The organism is Methylocystis sp. (genome assembly GCF_021731785.1).
In the GTDB taxonomy this organism is placed as follows: Bacteria; Pseudomonadota; Alphaproteobacteria; order Rhizobiales; family Beijerinckiaceae; genus Methylocystis.
Genome location: NZ_JAKFWS010000039.1, coordinates 1 through 20,581, shown reverse-complemented (window position 1 = coordinate 20,581; position 20,581 = coordinate 1). Strand labels below are relative to the sequence as shown.

21 protein-coding genes are annotated in these 20,581 nt (G+C 62.7%); 10 read left to right on the top strand and 11 right to left on the bottom strand.

Annotated elements, in window-relative coordinates:
* Positions 1-367 precede the first annotated feature (367 nt).
* Positions 368-1,138, top strand: coding sequence for a glycosyltransferase (locus QZ964_RS07840; protein ID WP_292530749.1), 771 nt, complete (start codon positions 368-370; stop codon positions 1,136-1,138).
* Here the strand turns inward: QZ964_RS07840 and QZ964_RS07835 are convergent.
* Positions 1,097-2,173 (bottom strand): DGQHR domain-containing protein, encoded by a 1,077-nt coding sequence (locus tag QZ964_RS07835; RefSeq protein ID WP_292530747.1) that lies wholly within the window; start codon positions 2,171-2,173, stop codon positions 1,097-1,099. The two genes, QZ964_RS07840 and QZ964_RS07835, sit on opposite strands and share 42 nt — an antisense overlap.
* Before the next feature lie 347 nt (positions 2,174-2,520).
* On the opposite strand from QZ964_RS07835, the gene QZ964_RS07830 reads away from it, so the two are divergent.
* Entirely contained in the window at positions 2,521-3,684 is a 1,164-nt protein-coding gene (locus QZ964_RS07830) for a hypothetical protein (protein ID WP_292530745.1), read from the top strand.
* Between the two features lie 388 nt (positions 3,685-4,072).
* Here QZ964_RS07830 and QZ964_RS07825 read toward each other — a convergent pair whose 3' ends face one another.
* The 5 genes from QZ964_RS07825 to QZ964_RS07805 are packed head-to-tail and all read right to left on the bottom strand — an operon-like array spanning position 4,073 to position 7,278.
* Complete coding sequence (locus QZ964_RS07825; RefSeq protein ID WP_292530742.1) at positions 4,073-4,411, bottom strand: hypothetical protein; 339 nt, start codon at positions 4,409-4,411, stop codon at positions 4,073-4,075.
* Positions 4,404-5,213, bottom strand: coding sequence for a DUF2182 domain-containing protein (locus QZ964_RS07820; protein ID WP_292530740.1), 810 nt, complete (start codon positions 5,211-5,213; stop codon positions 4,404-4,406). The genes QZ964_RS07825 and QZ964_RS07820 overlap by 8 nt, the downstream gene beginning before the upstream one ends.
* Entirely contained in the window at positions 5,201-5,812 is a 612-nt protein-coding gene (locus QZ964_RS07815; RefSeq protein WP_292530738.1) for a DUF1326 domain-containing protein, read from the bottom strand. The genes QZ964_RS07820 and QZ964_RS07815 overlap by 13 nt, the downstream gene beginning before the upstream one ends.
* A gap of 34 nt (positions 5,813-5,846) precedes the next feature.
* On the bottom strand, positions 5,847-6,593 hold the full coding sequence (locus QZ964_RS07810; protein ID WP_292530736.1) for an SDR family NAD(P)-dependent oxidoreductase: 747 nt from the start codon (positions 6,591-6,593) through the stop codon (positions 5,847-5,849).
* A gap of 25 nt (positions 6,594-6,618) precedes the next feature.
* Positions 6,619-7,278: a DUF938 domain-containing protein gene (locus QZ964_RS07805; RefSeq protein ID WP_292530735.1), complete on the bottom strand. Its 660-nt coding sequence runs from the start codon at positions 7,276-7,278 to the stop codon at positions 6,619-6,621.
* A 250-nt stretch (positions 7,279-7,528) separates the two neighbouring features.
* Here QZ964_RS07805 and QZ964_RS07800 point away from each other — a divergent pair, with 250 nt between their 5' ends.
* Positions 7,529-8,494: a LysR family transcriptional regulator gene (locus QZ964_RS07800; protein WP_292530733.1), complete on the top strand. Its 966-nt coding sequence runs from the start codon at positions 7,529-7,531 to the stop codon at positions 8,492-8,494.
* Positions 8,495-8,611: 117 nt separating this feature from the next.
* Here the strand turns inward: QZ964_RS07800 and QZ964_RS07795 are convergent, their stop codons facing one another.
* Positions 8,612-9,325, bottom strand: a complete 714-nt coding sequence (locus QZ964_RS07795; protein WP_292530731.1) for an MgtC/SapB family protein — start codon at positions 9,323-9,325, stop codon at positions 8,612-8,614.
* 531 nt (positions 9,326-9,856) lie between these two features.
* Here QZ964_RS07795 and QZ964_RS07790 point away from each other — a divergent pair.
* Together QZ964_RS07790 and glpD are read left to right on the top strand one after the other, a co-directional pair.
* Positions 9,857-11,185, top strand: coding sequence for a DEAD/DEAH box helicase (locus tag QZ964_RS07790; RefSeq protein WP_292530753.1), 1,329 nt, complete (start codon positions 9,857-9,859; stop codon positions 11,183-11,185).
* Between the two features lie 38 nt (positions 11,186-11,223).
* Positions 11,224-12,690 (top strand): glycerol-3-phosphate dehydrogenase, encoded by a 1,467-nt coding sequence (gene glpD / locus QZ964_RS07785; RefSeq protein WP_292530728.1) that lies wholly within the window; start codon positions 11,224-11,226, stop codon positions 12,688-12,690.
* Positions 12,691-12,830: 140 nt separating this feature from the next.
* On the opposite strand, the gene QZ964_RS07780 is transcribed toward glpD, so the two are convergent.
* Entirely contained in the window at positions 12,831-14,570 is a 1,740-nt protein-coding gene (locus tag QZ964_RS07780; protein ID WP_292530725.1) for an acyl-CoA dehydrogenase, read from the bottom strand.
* 149 nt (positions 14,571-14,719) lie between these two features.
* On the opposite strand from QZ964_RS07780, the gene QZ964_RS07775 reads away from it, so the two are divergent.
* The 5 genes from QZ964_RS07775 (at position 14,720) to QZ964_RS07755 (ending at position 17,714) form a co-directional block, all read left to right on the top strand.
* Positions 14,720-14,944, top strand: a complete 225-nt coding sequence (locus tag QZ964_RS07775) for a zinc ribbon domain-containing protein (protein WP_292530723.1) — start codon at positions 14,720-14,722, stop codon at positions 14,942-14,944.
* The gene (locus QZ964_RS07770) at positions 14,941-15,840 is read left to right on the top strand and encodes an alpha/beta fold hydrolase (protein WP_292530721.1); all 900 of its coding nucleotides are present in this window, start codon (positions 14,941-14,943) and stop codon (positions 15,838-15,840) included. Before QZ964_RS07775 ends, QZ964_RS07770 begins: the two co-directional genes overlap by 4 nt.
* A 163-nt stretch (positions 15,841-16,003) precedes the next feature.
* The gene (gene infC, locus QZ964_RS07765) at positions 16,004-16,531 is read left to right on the top strand and encodes a translation initiation factor IF-3 (RefSeq protein ID WP_292530718.1); all 528 of its coding nucleotides are present in this window, start codon (positions 16,004-16,006) and stop codon (positions 16,529-16,531) included.
* Between the two features lie 173 nt (positions 16,532-16,704).
* Positions 16,705-17,493: a hypothetical protein gene (locus QZ964_RS07760; protein WP_292530716.1), complete on the top strand. Its 789-nt coding sequence runs from the start codon at positions 16,705-16,707 to the stop codon at positions 17,491-17,493.
* 26 nt (positions 17,494-17,519) lie between these two features.
* Complete coding sequence (locus tag QZ964_RS07755; RefSeq protein WP_292530714.1) at positions 17,520-17,714, top strand: hypothetical protein; 195 nt, start codon at positions 17,520-17,522, stop codon at positions 17,712-17,714.
* Positions 17,715-17,735: 21 nt separating this feature from the next.
* On the opposite strand, the gene QZ964_RS07750 is transcribed toward QZ964_RS07755, so the two are convergent.
* The 3 genes from QZ964_RS07750 to QZ964_RS07740 all read right to left on the bottom strand — a co-directional run bounded on the left by QZ964_RS07750 (position 17,736) and on the right by QZ964_RS07740 (position 20,423).
* Positions 17,736-18,566 (bottom strand): ABC transporter permease, encoded by an 831-nt coding sequence (locus QZ964_RS07750; RefSeq protein WP_292530713.1) that lies wholly within the window; start codon positions 18,564-18,566, stop codon positions 17,736-17,738.
* The gene (locus QZ964_RS07745) at positions 18,563-19,309 is read right to left on the bottom strand and encodes an ATP-binding cassette domain-containing protein (protein ID WP_292530710.1); all 747 of its coding nucleotides are present in this window, start codon (positions 19,307-19,309) and stop codon (positions 18,563-18,565) included. Before QZ964_RS07745 ends, QZ964_RS07750 begins: the two co-directional genes overlap by 4 nt.
* Positions 19,310-19,454: 145 nt before the next feature.
* Positions 19,455-20,423: a YVTN family beta-propeller repeat protein gene (locus tag QZ964_RS07740; RefSeq protein ID WP_292530751.1), complete on the bottom strand. Its 969-nt coding sequence runs from the start codon at positions 20,421-20,423 to the stop codon at positions 19,455-19,457.
* Positions 20,424-20,581 lie beyond the last annotated feature (158 nt).

Genomic DNA, 20,581 nt, shown 5'->3' with positions numbered 1-20,581 from the left:
AATCCTACGATGATATCGTCGATCACTGCTGTGATGCGTGGAACAGCCTCGTCGAACAACCCTGGCGCATAATGTCCATCGGGCTGCGCGAATGGGCCTATCGGTTCTAATCAACGCGGGTTGGTATAAGATGGCGCGAGTAAGCTCGCCGCGCCCGAACAGCACGTGCCGCTTCTGGCGCGGCATGGCGGCGTCTAGATCGCCTTTGTAGCCCAATGTGCATAAAACGCGGTCGACAGCGCCGATATCGTTTTTGATTTCCGCGAGACGGTCGCGAATGCGCTCGGCCTCATGGAAAAGCTGGACGCGCTTTTCGAGTAAGCCTGAAATGGCGTGCTCAAAGGCTTCTGTGCGGGCGCGTTTGACCGTGTCTCTCATCCGCCGATTGTCGCAAATCGGCGGAGTCGCCGCCATTTCCGCGACTTGCATCAGCTACATAATACCGCATTTTCGCATCGAGGCGCTACGCGAGATCGGCTTCTGGGACGCGTTCAACGTCACCGAAGACGCCGATCTCGGCCTGCGGCTGGCGCGCGCGGGCTTCGAGGTGCGAACGCTCGCCTCGCAAACCTTCGAGGAGGCGCCGGGGTCTTTCACGGCGCTGGTGAAACAACGCACCCGCTGGTTCAAGGGCTGGATGCAGACCTTCGTCGTGCATTGCCGCCGGCCGCTGCGGCTGTTCGTCGATCTTGGCGCGCGCCGCGCCGTCGCGACGCTGGCGATGTTCGCAGGCGGACTGTTTGGGCCTCTGCTCGGCCCGTTCCTGGCGGCGCGAATGGCTTATGACGCGATATTCGGCGCTCTGCTGGCGCCGGCGTCGCCGCTTGAGATCGCGTTAAGCACGTTGTGGTGCTTTCTGATGATCGCCGGCGCGACCGCGTTGGCTTTCCCGCTCGCCATCGGCATGCGCCGGCGGAAACTGACGCGGTTACGAGCTTCGCTGATCTATCTGCCGTTTTGGCTGGCGATGCTGAGCCTTGCCGCCTGGCGCGCCGTTTACGAACTTTGGCGACGCCCCTTCCATTGGGAAAAGACCGAGCATGGGCTCACGCTGCGCAGCGTTCTTGATGTGGAAATGGAAGTCGATCCATTCGCCTCACGAGAAGAGCCATTGTTTGATCAGGAAGCCGGCGCTTAGCGCCTTGCCGTAATGCTCATGCAGCTGGACATGGCTCATGCCGGCGCGCGGCAGATCGGATTTCTTCAAGCGCTTGAAGAAGGGAATGAGCACGTCCTCGAAATTCGCCACCGTGTATTTTCCGCCATGGCGGTCGGCGACGCGCTCGGCGACATTTGTAAAGAGCAGCGTGAGCGCCTTGAATAGCGCCGGATGGGCGATCTGCTCGTCGGCGTTGTGCAGTCCGAGACCATGCCGGCAGGCGCGCAGATAGGCGTTGAGCACGGCGTAAACTTCCTCGGCGCGCGCATCGACGAAGGCGCCCTTGATCGAGCGCAGCGCGGCGTTGAAGGTGACGCGCGAAATCGTGCCCTTGCGCCGCTCCGCCGGGCTGAGCAGGCCCTTCAAGGCGCTGTCCTCGCGGTTGTGGAAGAGATCGAAGACGTCGTGCAGCAGCGCGTCGGCCTGCGTTTCGACTTCCGACAGGCGGCGGATGTCGAGCAGCAATTCGTTGGGGACCGGGCGCTGCTTGGTGTTGATGTCCATGAACAGGCGGCATTCTTCCGAACGCTTCAGCTTGTTGTAGATCACCACCGGCACGTCGACGGCGCCTTTCGCCAGCTTGAAGCCGAAGATGCGATGCTGCCCGTCGATGATGAGAAAGGCGCGCGGGTCCTGCCGGAAGGTCAGCGCGCCAGTGGCGCGGTCATAATGCATATGGGCGCGCGACTGCGCCGACAGCACCACGGCGCCGGGAACCGTGCCGAACCCCGCGTCGATATATTTGGCGATCGATTTGGCGCGCTTTTCGTCGAGCAGGCGCTGAAAACCCTCGATCGGATTTTCGACGCGCGGCTCGACCATGCAGGTTTCGGCGAGCAGCCTGCTCGGCAGCACCAGCGCGTAAAAGCGGTGCTTGCCCTGAGCGACGAGTTGCGCCGGCGCGGTAATCATTTTTTTTCCGGGGGCGGAAGAGCTGCGATCATCGACGCCATCGCCGGCCAAAGGGGCCAATGGGGCGGACTCCGCGATGTCGCCGAGCGTATCCCGATCCATGTTCTGATCCCTCGAAAGCGCGAACTTTGACAGCGTCCGCGACAGCTGACTCGACGAATCGACCGGCACTCGCGCAAGAGGCTAAGCGGGAAAAGAGTCAAGAGCAAGATGGGTCAATGGCGGAAATGGATCGATCTGAATTCCGCAAGGCGCCAGAAACCGACCGTTCGCATCTAACAAGTTACCCACGCTGTGGGAGGCTGATCAGCTTAGGCGGTGGCGTGCTGTGCACGGCATGATGTTTCTCAGCGTCGCGCGCCTCGCCATAGGTTATAAGATTGATGCGGATGCGCGGGCGCGAATGGCGCTCGGCGCAGGGTCATCAGTCGTAGCGAGTTCGGTCGCTAATGGAAGCATTTGGAAGACTTACAAAATTCTCACTGCATGGCGGCCCGCTTTACCGGCTGGGGCGGTGCTTGGGCCTCGTCCGCGGAGAAACGAATACCTTTCCCTTGGGTCTGGCGATCGGTTTATCTGCGTGGTCAATCTTGTTGGCGTTGGCGTTTATAGGGGGTGTTGGCGACAGGTTGTTTTCCCTTTCCACGATTGGGGGAAATGTTCGCTTGCTCGTGGTCATTCCACTGCTGTTTTTGTGTGAATCGTCGTTGGACCCCCACTTTCGTGGCTTTGTCAGCACAATCGTGCGTTCGGGGGTGGTGCCCAGCAATGCGCTGCCGGCTCTGGAATCCGAGATTGCCCGCATTGACCGTTGGAAAGAGGCTTGGTTGCCGGAAGCGATGTGCCTACTGGCTGCTGTGCTGCTGACGTTATTTGCGCCGCAGTTGCACATGTCGGGAAAAACGGCCGCGCTGGATTCAACACGAACCTTGAGTGAACTCCCGTTAGCCGGTCTGTGGTATTGGACCGTTTGCTTGCCGCTTTTTCGATTCCTGTTGTTTCGCTGGATGTGGCGAATCGCCCTCTGGTGCCACTTCCTCTGGCGTTTGGCGAAACTGGATCTCCATCTCGTGCCCACCCATCCTGATAGCGCTGCAGGGCTCGGATATCTCGAAGTTGTGCAAACCCATTTTACCGCACTTGTGCTGGCAATTTCGACCGTCGTGTCCGCCTCATTCGCCGAGGAAATTTCATCAGGCAAAACGGTCTTCGAGGTGATCTATCCCGCACTTGTTCTAACTCTTATCTTGGAATTGATGCTGATATTTCTGCCTCCCTCTATCTTCGCCTTCAAGCTGAGGGCATGCCAGGAGAAGGGATTAAGGCGCTATATGTCGTTCGCCGCCCGTTACGTGAACGACTTTGAGAAGAAATGGCTGAACGGTGGTCCTACTCCGGCGGAGCCCTTGCTCGGCACGCCTGATTTGCAATCGCTGGCCGATTTGGCCAGTAGCGTCGGCATCATACGAACGATGCGCTGGGTTCCAGTAAGCACGCGTCTCTTGGTTGCCGTTTTGGCAGCGGGGCTGTTGCCGATGGCGCCTCTATTTTTATTCAAATATCCGATTGCTGAACTAATCCAAAGGCTCTTAAGCAAGTTGGCGGGCCTGTGAACCGTTCAACGCAATCGACAACAGCGAAATCAATTTGATCAAAAGCCTCCGGTCAGAAAGAAACGTAGCCGGAAACACCCTGCGGCGTTTTCGGCTACAAAATCGCTAATTTGGCGACTTAGCGACGATCGTCGCGACGTTGTTCACGCTCGCCCTGGCGCCCGCTACGCGTATCCTGACGTTCTCCCTGACGCTCTTGACGCTCCTTCTGAGCCGCGAGGACAAGGTCCGAGCTGGAGATTACGCCGCGCTGAGAATTTGGCGCTGGGGCTGCCTGAGCGGTCGCTCCCAACCCAAACATCAACAACGCGCCCAGCGCTACTCCAAAGAATTTATGCATGGGTTCCTCCCCACAGTTTTCCTCTCCCCCCGCCTTAGGCGAAAACTCTTATGTATCGCGCCGAAGCTCCCTGGTAAGCCGCTGACCCATTCTGCGAATGGTTGCGCGCAAATGACGAGCTGTAGCTTGCATTCGTTTCGTCGGAACATCATTCATTCGGGACGCGGCTTCGAGCTTTTCGATCATCTGGTTGCGGATCGTCTCGCGGCGCGCTTCGCTTCCGGCGACGCGGACCTCATAGACCGCCTCGCTCGCGCTTTTGTCGATCGGCGCGCGTTCGATCCAATGTGCCAGCGGCCGCAGCAAACTATTGCCGGCGAGCACGAAGCCGGCAAGCAGCACGGCTTCGACCGGCCGGCCGCCGCCGGCGAAATCCCCGTCATCCATGGAAGATCGGAAGCGCCTGAGGTTGGATCATGATCAACAGGCCATAGGCGAAGATGATGACGCCCAGGCCCTGCGCCACGGCGGCGCCCAAGGGCAGGGTCTTCTCGGCGAAAACGATGACCGTCACTGTCGCAAGCGCGGCGACGTTCATCATGCCGAGCGGAAACATGATCGCGCAAAGCAGCCAGCAACAGCCAAGGCACCAGGCGCCATGGATCGCGCCCATCTGCAAGGCGCCGAGTGTTCCCTCGCGCCAGGAGGTCATGATGAAGCTCATCGGCGTGCGGCACTTGGTCAGGCAGAGATCCTTTAGCGGGGTCAGCTGGTAGAGCCCCGCGGCGACGAGGGTCAAACCGCCGATGCGCGCCGACGTCTGCATCGAGAGATCGAGACGCGTCGCGATCGCCTCCGCGGCAAGCGCGCCGACATAAGCGACGACGCCCGAAGCGACCCAAACGACAAGATAGCCAGAAAGGAAGACCCATGTTTCCACGAACGCCTGTCGCCGTTTGCGCCGGGCGCTCTGCGCCTTGTGGAAGGTGAGCGCCATCGGTGCGACCGCCGGAAACATCATCGCAATTGTCATCGCCAGCCAGACAGCCAGGAAGATTGGCGCGCCAAGACCCATCGACGGGGACGCCATGCGGATGTCGGCGTCATAAGCCGCGCCCTGCCGGATCAGAAGGAACCATGCCGCGATCGACAAGGCGATCAGCGCGGCGAGGATCGCATTGCGGTGAACGGCGGTCGGGTCCGGACGGGTCTGTTCCATGCCGTCGGCGCCGCCCCCTAGTTCGACCATTCGATCGGCGCGTAATGGCCGTTGCGGCCCGAATTGTTCCAGTTCCATCCGTGGTCGTTGAAGCCGTTGCCCTCGCGCCCAATGCCGAAGGCGATTTTCTCCGGGGCGAGCGGATGCCCGGTCATGCCCCAGATTTCGCCGCTCGGATGCATGCTCGCGAGCGGGTCGACGGCGACGGTCAGCACGCCGGGGATTTCGACTGAGCGCGATTTGCCCTCGATCGGAACCTTCCTGACGCCAAGATGCGTCCCGACGAGCGCCGCGAAGACCGCCATCGGGCCGCCTTCATCGCCGCCGAAAATTGCTGCGAGAGCGTTCGTCTGCTCGCCGGTCGCGCGCTCGTCGATATAGGCGCCAAGCGTCCAGTCGCCCTCCGCCATGGGACCCGGCGTATGCGCCGCAAGCGCGACGTTCAGCCCATCCAGCGCGACGTCGCCGTAATTCCCCTTGTCGATGTGAAACGCCAGAACATTGTCACAGCAACCCTGCGTCGGCGTCGCCATCATCGCCTTGGTCGAGACCAGGCAGGGACACACGATGTCGCAATTGCAGTTCTCAAGATAGTCGCCGACAAGGCGCCACTTTTTTTGCGTCGCCATTTCTGCTGTCTCCGCGGCCGTAATCTGCGGACCCTTAAAAAGGCTCTTTGAAGGGCCTGAGGTCCATTTCGTGAGTCCAGGCGCTGCGCTTCTGACAGTGCACCGCCCAAAAGGCGTCGGCGATATCGTCCACGGCAAGGACGCCGTCTGCGCCTTTGGAACGCGCATATTCGGCGAAATTCGTCGCCGCATATTCGCCGGCAATGACGCCGTCGACGACGATATGGACGACATGAACGCCCTTGGAGCCAAACTCGCGGGCGAGACCCTGGGCGACGGCGCGCAAGGCGGCTTTGGCGGCGGCGAAGGCAAGAAACGGCGGGCGCGCGCGCAAGGACGCGGTTGCGCCGGTGAAAAGGATCGTGCCTTGCCCGCGTTCGGCGAAGCGACGGGCGGCCTCGCGCCCGACAATGAAGCCGCCGAGGGCGTTTTGTCGCCAGAGGCGCTCGAAGAGCTCCGGCGTCGTGTCCTGAGCGGAAGCCGCGAAATTGTTCCCCACATTGTAGGCGACAAGCTTCAGGTCGCCGTCGCGGTCCGCTTCCTCGAAGAGGGCGGCGACATCGGCTTCGCGCGTGGCGTCGGCGGGTTTGATCGCGACCGCGCCGCCCGTCGCGGCAATCTGCTCGGCAACGACCCGCAGCCGCTCCGGCGTGCGGCCCGCGATCGTGACGCGGAGCCCTTCTCGCGCGAACCGCCGCGCCAGCGCGGCGCCGAGACCTGTCTCGGCGCCAACGCCAACCACGAGTGCGACGCCGCTATTCACCGTCCCCTCTTGTGCCATAGCGCCTCAACTCTCCTGGTCGCCCTCATGCGCGTCCAAAGAGAAGAATGAAGTTGTTCGCTGGCATGTCCACGATCTTTTTAAGCGCGACATTGTGCGCGTTGGCGGCGCGCTCGAGGTCGCGCACGTCCTTAAGACCCCATTCGGCGATTTTAGGGGCGAGGATTTCCTGATCGAAGGCGGCGTTCGACTCGGTCGTATAACTGCCATCAACCTTGAAGGGCCCGTAGATCGCGACGAAACCATCCTCGGTCAACACGCGGTCAGCGACTTGAGCGATGCCGTCGCAGATCGACACGGGCGCGACCTGAAAGAGGTTCACGACGAAAATGACGTCGTAGAGCCGATCGCTGGCGCTGGGCCAGGTCTCGGGCGCAGTCAGATCGATCTTGACGGGATCGAAGATATTCCTGCCGCCAGCTTCGGCGCGTTTCTTTTTGATGGCGTCGAACACTTCGACGTTATAGTCGGAGGGCTGGAACGACAGGTTCGGGAAATGCGGCGCGAAATAATTTATGTGGTTGCCGGCGCCGCTCGCAAGTTCGAGCACATTGCCGCTTTTCGGAAAAATCTCCTTGAACATTCTCAGGATGGGATCCCGGTTTCGATCCCCTGCCCATGCGACGTAAGGGCTGAGCGGATGCGGATCGATCGGCGGACGGTCTGCGGGTACATTGACGGACATGGCGGTCCTCCTCGGCTTTCTTAGAAGCTCGTGCCGCTCGCTCCGTGGCGCCGAAGTTCGGACGCTTGGCGACGTTCATTCTTGGATCTTGTTCCGGCTCGAGCCAAGCCCGCGAAAGCTTTATCGAGTGGGACCGACGCAGTAAAATTCGAAAATCTAATAAACTCATTCAAGGAATTAAACCGCTAAAGGATGTTTGGTTCGATTGGGCTCGGAACCGTGGACATCGTTCACAAAGGGTGGCGACAGGATGGTCAATCTCAGGTCTTTCGACCTCAATCTGTTGCTGGCGCTCAAGGCTCTTCTCCAAGAGAAGAACGTGTCGCGCGCCGCTGAAAGGCTGTGCCTGAGCCAGCCCGCGATGAGCCATGTCTTGAGCAGGCTGCGCAATCAACTCGACGATCCGATACTCGTGAAATCGGCGTCGGGCATGGTTCCGACGGCGCGCGCGCTTGCGCTACTGGAGCCGACGGTCGCGGTGCTCCGGGAGATCGAAAGGATCGTCGAGTCGCCGCCGGAGTTCGATCCGGCGACAAGCCGCCGGCGTTTCGTGATTTCCACAAGCGATTACGTCGCCTTCGCCGTGCTGCCGAAGCTCGCCGAGTCGATCATCCGCATCGCTCCCAACATTGAGGTGCAAATTCGCCAGCCCATTATCGGGTCGCCTCACCTTGCGCTTGAGGAGGACAATATCGATGTGGCGATCGGCTTCGACGCAATCTTCGGCAGCACGCCGCATATCTGCTCGGATACGTTGATGGCAGAGAGCATTGTGTGCCTCACAAGGCAGTGCAACCCCGCGGTTCCGGGCGATGAAATCACCTTGGCGCAATTTCTGGAATGCAAGCATATTCTGATAACTTGGCGGGAAGCGGGGACGGGCCTCATCGACGACTGTCTCGCGAAGCTGGGACTGCATAGAAACATATCTTTCATCCTACCGAATTTCCTGACGACGCCTTGGATTCTCGAGAAGACGGACTTGCTGCTCTGTCTGCCTCGGAGGATGGCCGATAAGTTCGTAGAGCTCGCTCCGCTCAAAATCCTGCCGATCCCGATCGACCTGCCGCGCTATGAGTTGAGGATGCTCTGGCATCCACGCCACGAGAAGGATCGCGCCCATATGTGGCTGCGAGAGCGCCTGCTTACAATCTGCCGCCGCGACAGCGACAACAAGGCGAGCGCCGATGGTGGGGCCGTGGGACTGCTTCACTAGAAGACGCCGAGTCGACGCGCCGCCAGAATAAGGACCGACGAAGGTCCGGTGTGGTCGCAATCCGGATTTCAAATCGCAAACTACGACGCGATGGCGGGTCACCCTCCCGCCGCCCCCTCAATCGCTCGTGCGTGACGACCATGTCGCATGCGAGACGCCGTCGAGCGAGGCGAGCGAGTCGACGACGGCGTCGAGCTGTTTGCCCGTCGCGCTGGACGTCGCGAGGGTCGCGACGATCTCGACGTCGTCCTCGCGCTCATTCTCGGCGACGTCCTGGATCGGGTAGGAGGCGGCCTCAAGCCGCTCGATCATCGTATCCCGAATGGCGTCGCGTCGGACGCTGCTCGCGGCGACGCGGACCTCATAGACCGCTTCGGTCGCGGATTCGTCGATCGGCGCACGTTCAATCAGACGCACGAGCGGTCGAAGCACCGTGTTGCCGGCGAGCACGAAGCCCGCCAGCAAGAGGGCTTCCGCGGGGCGGTCGGCGCCGGCGAAGCCGCCCGTCACCGCCGAGCACCAAACGGTCGCTGCGGTGCTCAGTCCGCGGATATTCATGCCTTCCTTGATGATGACGCCGGCGCCGAGAAAGCCAACGCCTGACGCCACATAGGCCAGCACCTGCGTCGCGCCCTGATTGCCCATGAGCCGCATGCCGAGGTCGACGAAAGCGGACGCGCCGAGCGCCACCAGGGCGTTGATGCGCAATCCGGCGGTGCGCTGCCGATATTGGCGCTCCGCGCCGATTGCGGTCCCGAGAACGAACGCCACGAGCAGCGACACAAAGGTGTTGAGAATTTCCGCGCCGTCGAAATTTGCAATTGCGTTCATGAGCTCGCATCCCTTTGGCGGGTACGTGCGCCGGCTTATAGGCGAGCGAACGAGGGTTGTCGCGTCCAACGAAAATCTGCGCTCTGCTACGATATCGGGTGAAGGTTTCCTCATCCTGAGGAGCCCGCGCCGATTTCGGGCAAACCCGAGATCGGCGTCGGCGTCTCGAAGGACGAGGAAACCTTCGAGCGGCTACTGAAACTCGCCCTCGTCCTTCGAGACGGCGGCTCCGCCGCCTCCTCAGGATGAGGGCGAGGGATGGTTGCGCTTCAACCCACTTTCCTGCTCGCCTTGTTGCTTCGCATTGACCCTGCCGCGCAGCTCCTGTATGAAGGCTGCGCTGCGCCGCAGCATGAGGCGCTCCAGCCGCGTATGGTCGACGTTGCCGTCGACGAGCTGTCGAGCGCCCCCTTTTCCAATATCGACGGTCCGTTACGCGGGGCCCGATCTCCTTTTTTGGCCAAGAGCCAACCGGCGTTCTTTACGCGCCGGTCCTCGGGGCTCGAATCGACAACTGAAAGCAACAAAGAAGTGACCACATTCTCCGATCTCGGCTTGAACGAGATCCTGCTGCGCGCGCTTGCGCATGAAGGCTATGAAATTCCTACGCCGGTCCAGGCACAGGCCGTTCCCGCGCTTCTGCAGGGACGCGATCTGCTCGGCGTGGCCCAGACCGGCACCGGCAAGACGGCGGCGTTCGCGCTGCCGATCCTGCAGCGACTCCTTGCGGATCGCCGGCGGCCGGCCCCCAATACGGCGCGCGCGCTCATTCTCGCGCCGACGCGCGAACTCGCCGCGCAGATCGCCGATAGTTTCCGCGCCTATGGGCAGTTCTTTCGCCCGAGCGTCGGCGTCATCGTCGGCGGCGTGTCGCATCGTCCGCAAAACGACATGTTGGCGCGCGGCCTCGACGTGCTGGTGGCGACGCCGGGACGTCTGCTCGACCATCTCGGCAGCGGTCGCCTGCGGCTCGCGACGACCGAAGTGCTGGTGCTCGACGAAGCCGACCATATGCTTGATCTCGGCTTCATCATCCCGATCCGCCAGATCGTCGCGAAATTGCCCAAGCAGCGCCAGACATTGCTGTTCTCGGCGACCATGCCGCGCGAAATCGCGGCGCTCGCCGACGATATGCTGCGCGACCCGGTGAAAGTGTCGGTGACGCCGGCGGCGACCACCGCCGAGCGCGTCGAACAGCACGTTTATCTCGTCTCGAGCGGCGCCAAGCGGGACTTGCTCGTGGAGTTGATGGGCGACCGCGATATCGCGCGCGCGATCGTGTTCACGCGCACCAAGCGTGGCGCCGATCGCGTCGCGCAGCACCTTGAGAGCGCCGGCGTCGGCGCCGACGCGATCCACGGCAACAAGAGCCAGAGCCAGCGTCTGCGCGCGCTCGACGGCTTTCGCAAGGGCCGCACGCGGGTGCTGGTCGCGACCGACATCGCCGCGCGCGGCATCGACGTCGACGGCGTGACGCATGTCGTCAATTTCGAATTGCCCGAAGTCGCCGAAGCCTATGTGCATCGCATCGGCCGCACCGCGCGAGCCGGAGCGACCGGAAGGGCGATTTCGCTCTGCGACAATGGCGAGCGGCCGCTGCTGCGCGCGATCGAGAAGCTGACGCGTCAGACGCTTGAATTCACGGACCGACGCGCCGAAAGCGCGCGCCACGATGACGCCGAGCCGACGCGCCAGGCGCCCAGGGGGCCAAAGCCGCCGGCGCCGCATCGAAACGGCGCACAGCATCCGCGGCGCGACGGGCAGCGTCCCGCGGCAAAGCGACCGGGCGCCCCGAATGGCCAGAAGCGCCCCGCAAATGGCGGCGCCCGTCACAAGCAGGCGGGCCGTCCGCAGGGATAACGCTATAGTCATGGCCGCTTCGAATCGAGGGGGCGGCCATGATCTACGATCTTCTCATCGTTGGCGGCGGGATCAACGGCTGCGCCATCGCCCGCGACGCCGCCGGGCGAGGATTGTCGGTCAGGCTCGTCGAGCAGGGCGATCTCGCGCAAGGGACGTCGTCCGCCTCGACCAAGCTCATCCACGGCGGCCTGCGCTATCTCGAACTCTATGAGTTTCGCCTCGTGCAAGAGGCGCTCGCCGAGCGCGAACTGCTACTGGCCGCGGCACCGCATGTCATCTGGCCGCTAAAATTCGTGTTGCCCTATGAGAAGGGGCTGCGACCGGTCTGGCTGCTGCGGCTCGGGCTCTTTCTTTACGATCATCTTGCGCGCCGCAAGCGTCTCGAAGGCTCGCATATGGTGAGGCTCGCCGGCGACGCGCTCGGCGCGCCGTTGCGCGACGCTTACCGCGTCGGCTTCACTTACGCCGATTGCTGGGTGGACGACTCACGCCTTGTCGTGTTGAACGCGCGCGACGCGGCGGAGCGCGGCGCGACGATCACCGTCGGCGCAAGGCTCGTTCACGCCGCGCGTCAGGGCGACCGCTGGCGGGCGACGCTTGCGGGCGGCGAGGCGATCGAGGCGCGCGTACTGGTCAACGCCGCCGGCCCGTGGGTGTCTGAGGTGCTCGAAGACGCGCTGCACATTCCTTCGCGCAAACATGTACGGCTGGTGAAAGGATCGCATCTCGTCCTGCGCAAGCTTTTCGAAGGTCCGCAAGCTTACATCTTGCAAAACCCCGACGGCCGCATCGTTTTTGCGATTCCCTATGAGCAGGAGTTCACGCTCGTTGGCACAACCGACGTATCCTATGGCGGCGCCCCCGGCGCCGTTGCGATCAGCGACGTCGAGACGGAGTATCTTCTCAATTCGCTGAATCATTTCTTGCGGGAACCGGCGACGCGCGATGACATCGTATGGAGCTACGCCGGCCTGCGGCCGCTCTATGACGACGGCGCGCTCAAAGCGTCGGTTGTGACCCGCGACTACGCCTTCGATCTCGATGCGCCGGAAGCTGCGTCGCCGTCGCTGTCGATTTTTGGCGGCAAGATCACGACCGCGCGCCGGCTCGCCGAACATGCGCTTGATCAGCTCGCGCGCTTTCTTCCCGCGCACGGCGCGGCCTGGACGGCGAGCGCCGTCTTTCCCGGCGGCGACATGCCGCACGGCTTCGACCGCTTTCTCGACGATCTTACGCGCGACAAGCCTTTTCTTGGCGACGAACTGGCGCTGCGCCTCGCGCGCGCCAACGGAACGCGCATCTTCGAGATTTTGAAGGATGCGCGGAGCTTGAGCGACCTCGGCCGCAACTTCGGCTGCGGACTGACCGAAGCAGAGATCGCTTATTTGCGCGAAAAGGAATGGGCGTGCACGGCGGACGACATTCTCTGGCGCCGCTCGAAGCTCGGACTTCATATGAGCGACGCGCAGCAGCAGGCCCTGTGGGAGTTTATCGGCGCCTAACGATCTCCCGCGCGTCATGGCCGCGCTTGTCGCGGCCATCCACGAAATTGTTCCGCAACTTCCTGGCGTGGATGGCCGGCGCAAGGCCGGCCATGACGCAGTTGGATCGTCGCGCGACTGCCAGCGGAGCGGAGCAATCACTATTCATTGAGCGCCGCAGGCGACTCGTTCACTGATGCGCCGCCTTCGATCACCGTCTTAGCCAGACCGGGCGCGGCGACGGCGTTATTTTCGGCGAAGAAGCGGGCGAGCGCTGCGTAGCGCGGCGCGCCGGGATGTTTCTCGCGCGCCGCGGCCTTGGCGCCCTTCATCAGCAAGGTCGCGCCGCGCGCCAGCGCGAAAAGGCGCAGATAGGGCGTCGCGCCGGCGAGCGCGTCAGCAACCTCGGCTTTCGTCAGAAATTCGTTCGCTTGCGCCAGCGCCTCGACGGAATCCTGCAACGCCTGCTGCGAGAATTCGGCGTCGCGCGCGATCGTGCGCATGTCCTCGATCTCTCTCGCGAGCGCCGCGCCGTCGCCGCCGCGAATTTTGCGCGTGACGAGATCGATCGCTTGAATGCCGTTCGTGCCCTCATAGATCGCGCAGATGCGCGCGTCGCGCATGAGCTGGGCGACGCCGGTCTCTTCGATATAGCCCATGCCGCCGAAGACCTGGATGGCGAGCGACGTCGTCTCATTGGCGATATCCGTCGAAAAAGCCTTGGCGACGGGCGTCAGTAGAGAAGCACGCTCATGCGCCGCCGCTGCGCGCGCCGGATCGCGCTCGCGTTGCGCGCGGTCGATCGCGGCGGCCGTCTCATAGCAAATTGCGCGTGCGGCTGCCGTTGAACTCGCCATGGTCAACAACATGCGCGCGACATCGGGATGTTCGATGATCGCGCTCGTCTCCTTGGCGCCCGGCGCGCGTCCCTGTTTGCGCTCGTGCGCATATTGAAGCGCCATCTGCGTCGCGCGCTCGGCGAGCGCCACGCCTTGCAGCCCCACCGACAGGCGGGCGTTGTTCATCATCGTGAACATGCAGGCGAGGCCTTTGTTCTCCTCGCCGATGAGAAAAGCGACGGCTCCGCCTTCGTCGCCGTAGATCATCGTGCAGGTCGGCGAGCCGTGGATTCCGAGCTTGTGCTCGATCCCGGCGCAACGCACATCGTTGCGCCGCGTGAACGCGCCTGCTTCGTCCGGCAGAAATTTCGGCGCAAGAAACAGCGAAATGCCGCGCGTGCCGGCGGGCGCGTCGGGAAGACGCGCGAGCACGAGATGCACGATATTGGGAGCAAGATCATGCTCGCCATAGGTAATGAAAATCTTTTGGCCGAAGAGGCGGTAGGAACCGTCGTCGGCGCGTTCCGCTCTCGTGCGCATCAATCCGAGATCGGATCCCGCGCCGGGCTCACTCAGATTCATCGTCGCCGTCCATTCGCCGCTGACGATCTTGCGCAGATAGGTCTCTTTCAGCGCGTCGCCGGCATGCGCCTCCATCGCCTCGATCGCGCCATGGCCGAGCAGCGGGCAGACGGCGAAAGCCATATTGGCGGCGTTCCAAATTTCCGTGCAGCCGGCGTTGAGTAGGGCGGGGAGGTCGAGACCGCCAAAGTCCTGCGCAGCCGCGATGGCGTTCCAGCCGCCGTCCTTCCATTGTGCATAGGCCTCACGCCAGCCGGGCGGCGTCGTGACGGCGCCATTGGCGTATGTCGCGCCGACGCGATCGCCGATCCTGTCGAGCGGCAGCAGAACCTCTTCGGCGAATCTCGCCGCCTCGGTCAAAGTCTGTTCGGCGACGCCGCCGGCGAGGTCGCCGTATGTCTCGCCCGCCGCGATCGCGCCCTCGCCGGCCGCGAGGCGGAGCGCGAAGAGAATGTCGTCAAGCGGCGCGCCGTAGGTCATCCGAATTTCCCTGATGCGAATCGATGCTTGGAATCTAGCGCGTCGTTTTGAAGCGGGGCGGGACAGTTGGCCTGTCCCCACGCGCTTGCGCCACGCGCGCGGACCGGTAAAATCGCCTCGCCATCCGTTTGAGCCGCCAGAGAGGGCTAATGCCGCTTTTCGCCTATCGCTGCAACGATTGCGCGCATGAGTTCGAGACTCTGTCGCGTTTTGACGAAACGCCCGAGTGTCCCGCTTGCGGCGGCGCCCATGTCGAGCGCCAATTGTCGCTCATCGCCCGGCCTGCTGCAGGCGGCGAGGCTGCGGAGAGCTGCGCGGCGATGGCAGGCGGCGCGCCCTGTCCGAGTTGCCCCGCGTTAGCAGGACAGGTGTGAGGTCGGCGGCCGCGGCGAGCCTTCTCGGCGCGCGTCGCATCGTCGTTCCAGCCAACGGAATTGAATTCGAGGTTTTTGAGGCGGGCGCCGGCGATCGTCTTGCGCTGCTCCTGCACGGTTTTCCCCAGCACGCCGTCATGTGGCGCCATCTCGTCGGGCCGCTCGTCGCAGCGGGATATCGGGTCTGGGCGGCGAATCAGCGCGGCTATGGCGCGACGACGCGGCCGCTCGCAAAGGAAGCCTATTCGCTTGAGGCGCTGACGGGCGACGTCGCAGGATTGATAGACGCCGCGCGTCCTACTTCGGTCGCGCTCATCGGCCATGATTGGGGCGGCTTCATCGCCTGGGTCGTCGCCATCCGCAAACTGCGCCCGATCGACGCGCTCGTCGTTTTGAATATTCCGCACCCTTTGTGCTTTCGACAGGCGCTCGAACAGGAATGGCGACAGAAGTTTAAATCCGCCTATGCCGGGTTCTTTCAGTTGCCTTGGCTGCCTGACCGGCTTTTGTCCGCCCGCGGCGGGGCTTTCACTGAGCGGCTGATGCGGTGGTCGGCGGGCCGCGACGGCGTCTTCTCGAAAGACGAGATGGAGATCTATCGCGCCAATGTCGCGTCCCCCGGCGCCGCGACGGCGATGCTCAATTGGTATCGCGCGGCGGGGCTCGACATTCTCGAGGCGGAGAACCTCGATTCGCCGATAGACGCGCCCACGCTTGTCGTCTGGGGACTTCGCGACGCAGCGCTCGGCGAATCCTGTCTGAACGGCACGGAGCGCTATGTGCGCGGACTTCGGATCGAGCGGCTCGCAGGCGTGTCGCATTGGACGCCGGAAGACGCGCCGGAAAAGGTTAACGCGCTGATTTTGGATTTTGTGGAGAATATTCGACGCTTCTAGCGCAAAAAGCGGCCTCGAGGAGCCTCGAACGGTTGACTTGGCGCGCTGGCGTGGGAATCTCTCTCCATGGTCCCGGACCAAGCGTTCGGCGGTCGCTGTTTTGCGCCTATGGCTCTGCGGCCGGCTTTTGGCCAAGAGAAGGAGATGATCCATTCGCCGTCCAATGAAGAGCGTCGCAGCCCCCCAGAAGGAAGGGCCGCGCATCAATCGGGAAATTCGCGCGCGAGAAGTGCAGCTAATCGATTCCGAGGGGAAAAATCACGGCGTCGTCCAATTGCCGGAGGCGCTCGCCATGGCCGAGGCGACGGCGCTGGATCTCGTCGAGATTGCGCCCAATTCCACACCCCCCGTCTGCAAAATTCTTGATTACGGGCGTTTTCGCTTCGCCGAGCAGAAGAAGGCCGCCGAGGCGCGCAAAAAGCAGAAGGTCGTCGAGGTTAAGGAAATCAAGCTTCGTCCCGGCATCGACGACCATGACTATGACGTGAAAATGAAAGCGGTGCGCCGCTTCTTCGAGGAAGGCGACAAGGTGAAGGTCACCCTTCGCTTTCGCGGCCGCGAAATCGCGCATCAGGACATCGGTTATCGGCTTCTGTCGCGCGTGAAGGCGGAAACGGCCACGCTGGCCAAGGTCGAACTCGAACCGTCCATGGAAGGACGGCAGATGGTGATGGTGCTCGCGCCTCGATAGCGCGCGCCTCGCCGCAAGGGCAGAGGCCGGGCTGCGGCCGGGGGATGGCGATCGCCATGTTTAGATCGGGGTTTCGAACTCTGGCCGCGCGCCGCGCGTGCATATTCGGCGCAGCGGCGTTAGTCGCGGTCGCAGTAGCCTCTGCGAAAGCTCAGCTCGTGCTCCCCGGAGCGGTGGCTCCCACCCCTGAGGGGACGGTCGCCGGCGCGGCGAAGAAAAAAGCCGTCGGCGGCGAGATGGGCGCGGCCGCAGGGCCTGCGATCATGCCCAAGGCGCCCGCCGAAGACGCGATCGTCGGAAAAGCGCTCAAGCGCGACGGCGTGGGAAGCGCCATTGAATTCTCCCGGGCAGGCGCCGAGCTGCAGGTCGCAAAACTCACGCTTGTCGGGGATGATTTGCGTCGTTCCGGCGAATCCTGCCGAGTCGAGGTCGCCGGCGCGCCTCTAAAACTCGCGGCGCGCGAGAGCGACACTGGACTGCGTCGCTATCAGATCGCGTTTCCCGCCTGCCCATTTACCTTCAGCGTTCTCGACGGCGCGATCCTTGTCACCAACGAGGGCAGGGCCTGTGAACTGAAGGAGGCGGGGTGCCGCGCCGATCCCGAAGGGCTTTGGGGGATGGGCGTGGATGAAATCGATCCCAAGAAGGGCGAAGAAATGCTCGGCGCCCGTGCGCGCGTGGAAAAGACCGTTCGCAATACTTTTCGCGAGCTCTACGACCGCAACAAGAAGGAAAAGCCGATCCGCAACTACCTCGTTAAGGAACAGGCGGGCTTCTCCTCCTGGCGCGAGGAAGTGTGCCGCTCCTACGCGCGCGAGCCGGATTTCGGCTATTGCGCGTTGAGATTGACGGAGGCGCGGGCGATCGCGCTCGGCGCGCAACTCGCGTCGGGCGTTAAACTGCCGCCGGGGGTCGCCGAAGAGCTCGCAGCCGAGAACGCCAAGAAGGACGCGAAGAAGTAGGCGTGCGACGGAAACGGAGGGGCGCGATGTTGAGATTGGCTGCGATGACAATCTTTCTGGCGATGGTCCTCTCTCCGCATCCCGTCACGGCGAGCCCTTGGACCGAAGGACAGGCCGAGTGGTTCAAGCATGGCGCGAAGCACGGTCGCTGGGACTGCTATGGCAATTGTCCTGAAGGTCGCGCGCATCGCCGCGAAAAGCAGCGCTACCATTATCGCTGACGCCGACGGCGCCAGCGCCGTTCAGCCGCCCCTGCGCATTAGCATGCCGCGCGCTGGATCATAGGCAAGGATCGCCGCGGTGAGGAAGACGCTCGTATAGGCGAAGACAATGGCAAGCGAGGTCCACTCGACTTTTTCATAAAAGGCGAAGCGGATCAGTTCCACCGCATGGGTGAACGGATTGATTTCGCAGACGTAATAGAGCCAGGGGCTCGACTCCTTCACGCGCCACAGCGGATAGAGCGCGGACGATGCAAAGAACATCGGAAAGATCACGAAGTTCATCACCCCGGCGAAATTTTCGAGCTGTTTGATCAGCGAGGAGAGCAGCATGCCGAGCGCGCCGAGCATGAGCCCGCTGAGCGCGAGCGCCGGCAGCACCGTCAGATAGCCCCATTTGGTCGGCGGCTCGATCTCCCAGAAATAGGCGATGAGCAGGAAGGCGTAGACCTGTAGGATCGAAACTGAGACGCCCGCCAAAAGTTTGGAGCCAAGCAAAAACCAGCGCGGAAAGGGCGAGATGAGCAGCGTGCGCATATTGCCCATCTCGCGGTCGTAGACCATCGAGAGCGAGGACTGCATGCCGTTGAACAGCTGGATCATCGCCATCAGCCCCGGCGCGATATACACCTCATAGAGCACGTAGGTTTCGTAAGGCGGGATGATCGAAACGCCGAGCACCTGCCGGAAGCCCGCCGCGAAGATGAAGAGCCATACGAGCGGGCGCACCAGCGCCGAGACGAAGCGTTCGCGCTGATGCAGAAAGCGCAGACCCTCGCGCCAGACGACGCCCGAAAGACAGATGAAATATTGGCGAAGGGTGAAGCCTCTCGACGCAGCAACTTCGCTCATGCCGACAGCTTCTCCTGATCGACTCCGGTCAGACGCGCGAACGCCTCGCCGATTGTCGCTGCGCCTTGCGCCGCGACGATCGCGTGCGCTGTGTCGGTCGCGAGCGCCTTGCCGTGATGCAGAATGACCACCTGATCGTCGTCGACGATCTCGTCGATAAGATGCGTGGTCCAGAGAACGCCTAAACCCCGGTCGCGCACCAGGCCGCGAACGAGCGCGAGGAGATCGGCGCGCGCTTTGATGTCCAGTCCGACCGTCGGCTCGTCGAGAAGCAGCAGCTGCGGATCGTGCAGCAGCGCGCGAGCAATTTCGACGCGGCGCATCTGCCCTCCCGAAAGGGAGCGCGCCTTGTCATGCGCGCGTTCTGCAAGGCCCGCGCGCGCCAGCGCCGCTTGACCGAGACGACGCGCCTCGATCGGACCAATCCCGTGCAAGGCGGCGTGGTAGAGGAGATTTTGCATCACGCTGAGTTCGAGGTCGAGCGTGCGCGCCTGAAAAACCACGCCAAGCTGGCGCAGGGCGGCGCCGGGCTCGCACATCACATTATGGCCGAAGATCTCGATTTCGCCGTGGCGCGCCGCATAGAGCCGCGTGACGAGCGAGAACAGCGTGCTTTTGCCGGCGCCGTTGAGGCCGAGAAGCACGGTGAAACTGCCCGGCCGAACGCAAAAGCTGACGTCGTCAAGCGCTCGGCGCGCGCCGTAAGAATGGCTGAGGTTTCTGATCGCGAGCGCATCGGTCATTGCGGCGCTCCGACACGGTTGTCATTCCCGGCATTCGCGAAGCGAATGACCGGGAATCCAGAGCCGCGGCCAACAGCGCCGATCGCGGCCCCGCATTCCGGATCGCGCTTCGCGCGTCGGGAATGACAGGCGCGAAGATTCGTTCTCATTGCGGCGCCACGATGACGCCCCACGGAAAGGCACCGACCGGAATCGACTTCAGCACTTTGAGCGAGGCGACGTCGATCACCGATACGTCGTTGGAGACGCCATTGGCGGTGAGCAGATATTTTTCATCGGGCGTGAAAGCGAGGTGCCAGACGCGCTGGCCGACGAGGAGATATTTCTCGATCTTTTTCGTCTCGGCGTCGATCACCGCGACGCGATTGGCTGGCCCCAGCGCAACGAAGGCGCGCTTTCCGTCACGCGTGAATGAAATGCCGATCGGCTGGATCGCTTCCTTCGACATTGCCGGAATGTCGAAGCTGATCTTCTGTTTCAGTTCGCGTTTCGAAGGGTCGATGACGGCGACCGTCCCTCCGACTTCCGACGAAACCCAGAGCTCCGACCCGTCCTTCTTGAACTCGGCGAAACGCGGACGGCCGTCGACGAGAATATTCGCGACGATCTCTTTCGACTGCGTGTCGATGAGATGCGCCATATTCGTCGTCTCCGAGGTGTTGACGAGAAGCTTGCCGTCAGGGCTGACGGCCATGCCCTCTGGTTCCACGCCGACGGGAATGTCGCCGATCATCTCCTTTTTCTTCACGTCAATGAGCGTGACGAGATTGTCGTTCTCGTTCGAGACATAGATGATCGCGCCATCAGGACTGAGCGCCAGAAGCTCGGGATCGGGGCCGGACGGCAGCTTGCCGATGACTTTAAGCGTCTTGGTGTCCAGCACCTGGATGGCGTCGTCGTCGCCGGCGCAGATGTAGAGCTCAGAGCCGCCCTTGTTGAGCGCGATGCCGCGCGGGCGCCGGCCGACTTTCACAGTCGCCGTCGCTTCGAGCTTGTCCGTGTCGATGACGGTGATGGAATTGCCCTTTTCGTTGCTGACGTATGCCTTGTAGGCATGCGCGGGCGAGACGAATAACGCAGCGCAAAGCAAAGCAGAGGCGGCTACACGGTTGATGGACCATCCGTCATGCCCGCGCTTGTCGCGGGCATACACGCCGTTGGGACTCACGCGTGGTTGGCCGGGACAAGCCCGGCCATGACGCGGAAAGCGAGCTAGCAGGAAGGAAAGGCCGAATCTGCTCCCTCTCCCGCGACAGCGGGGGAGGGGTGGGG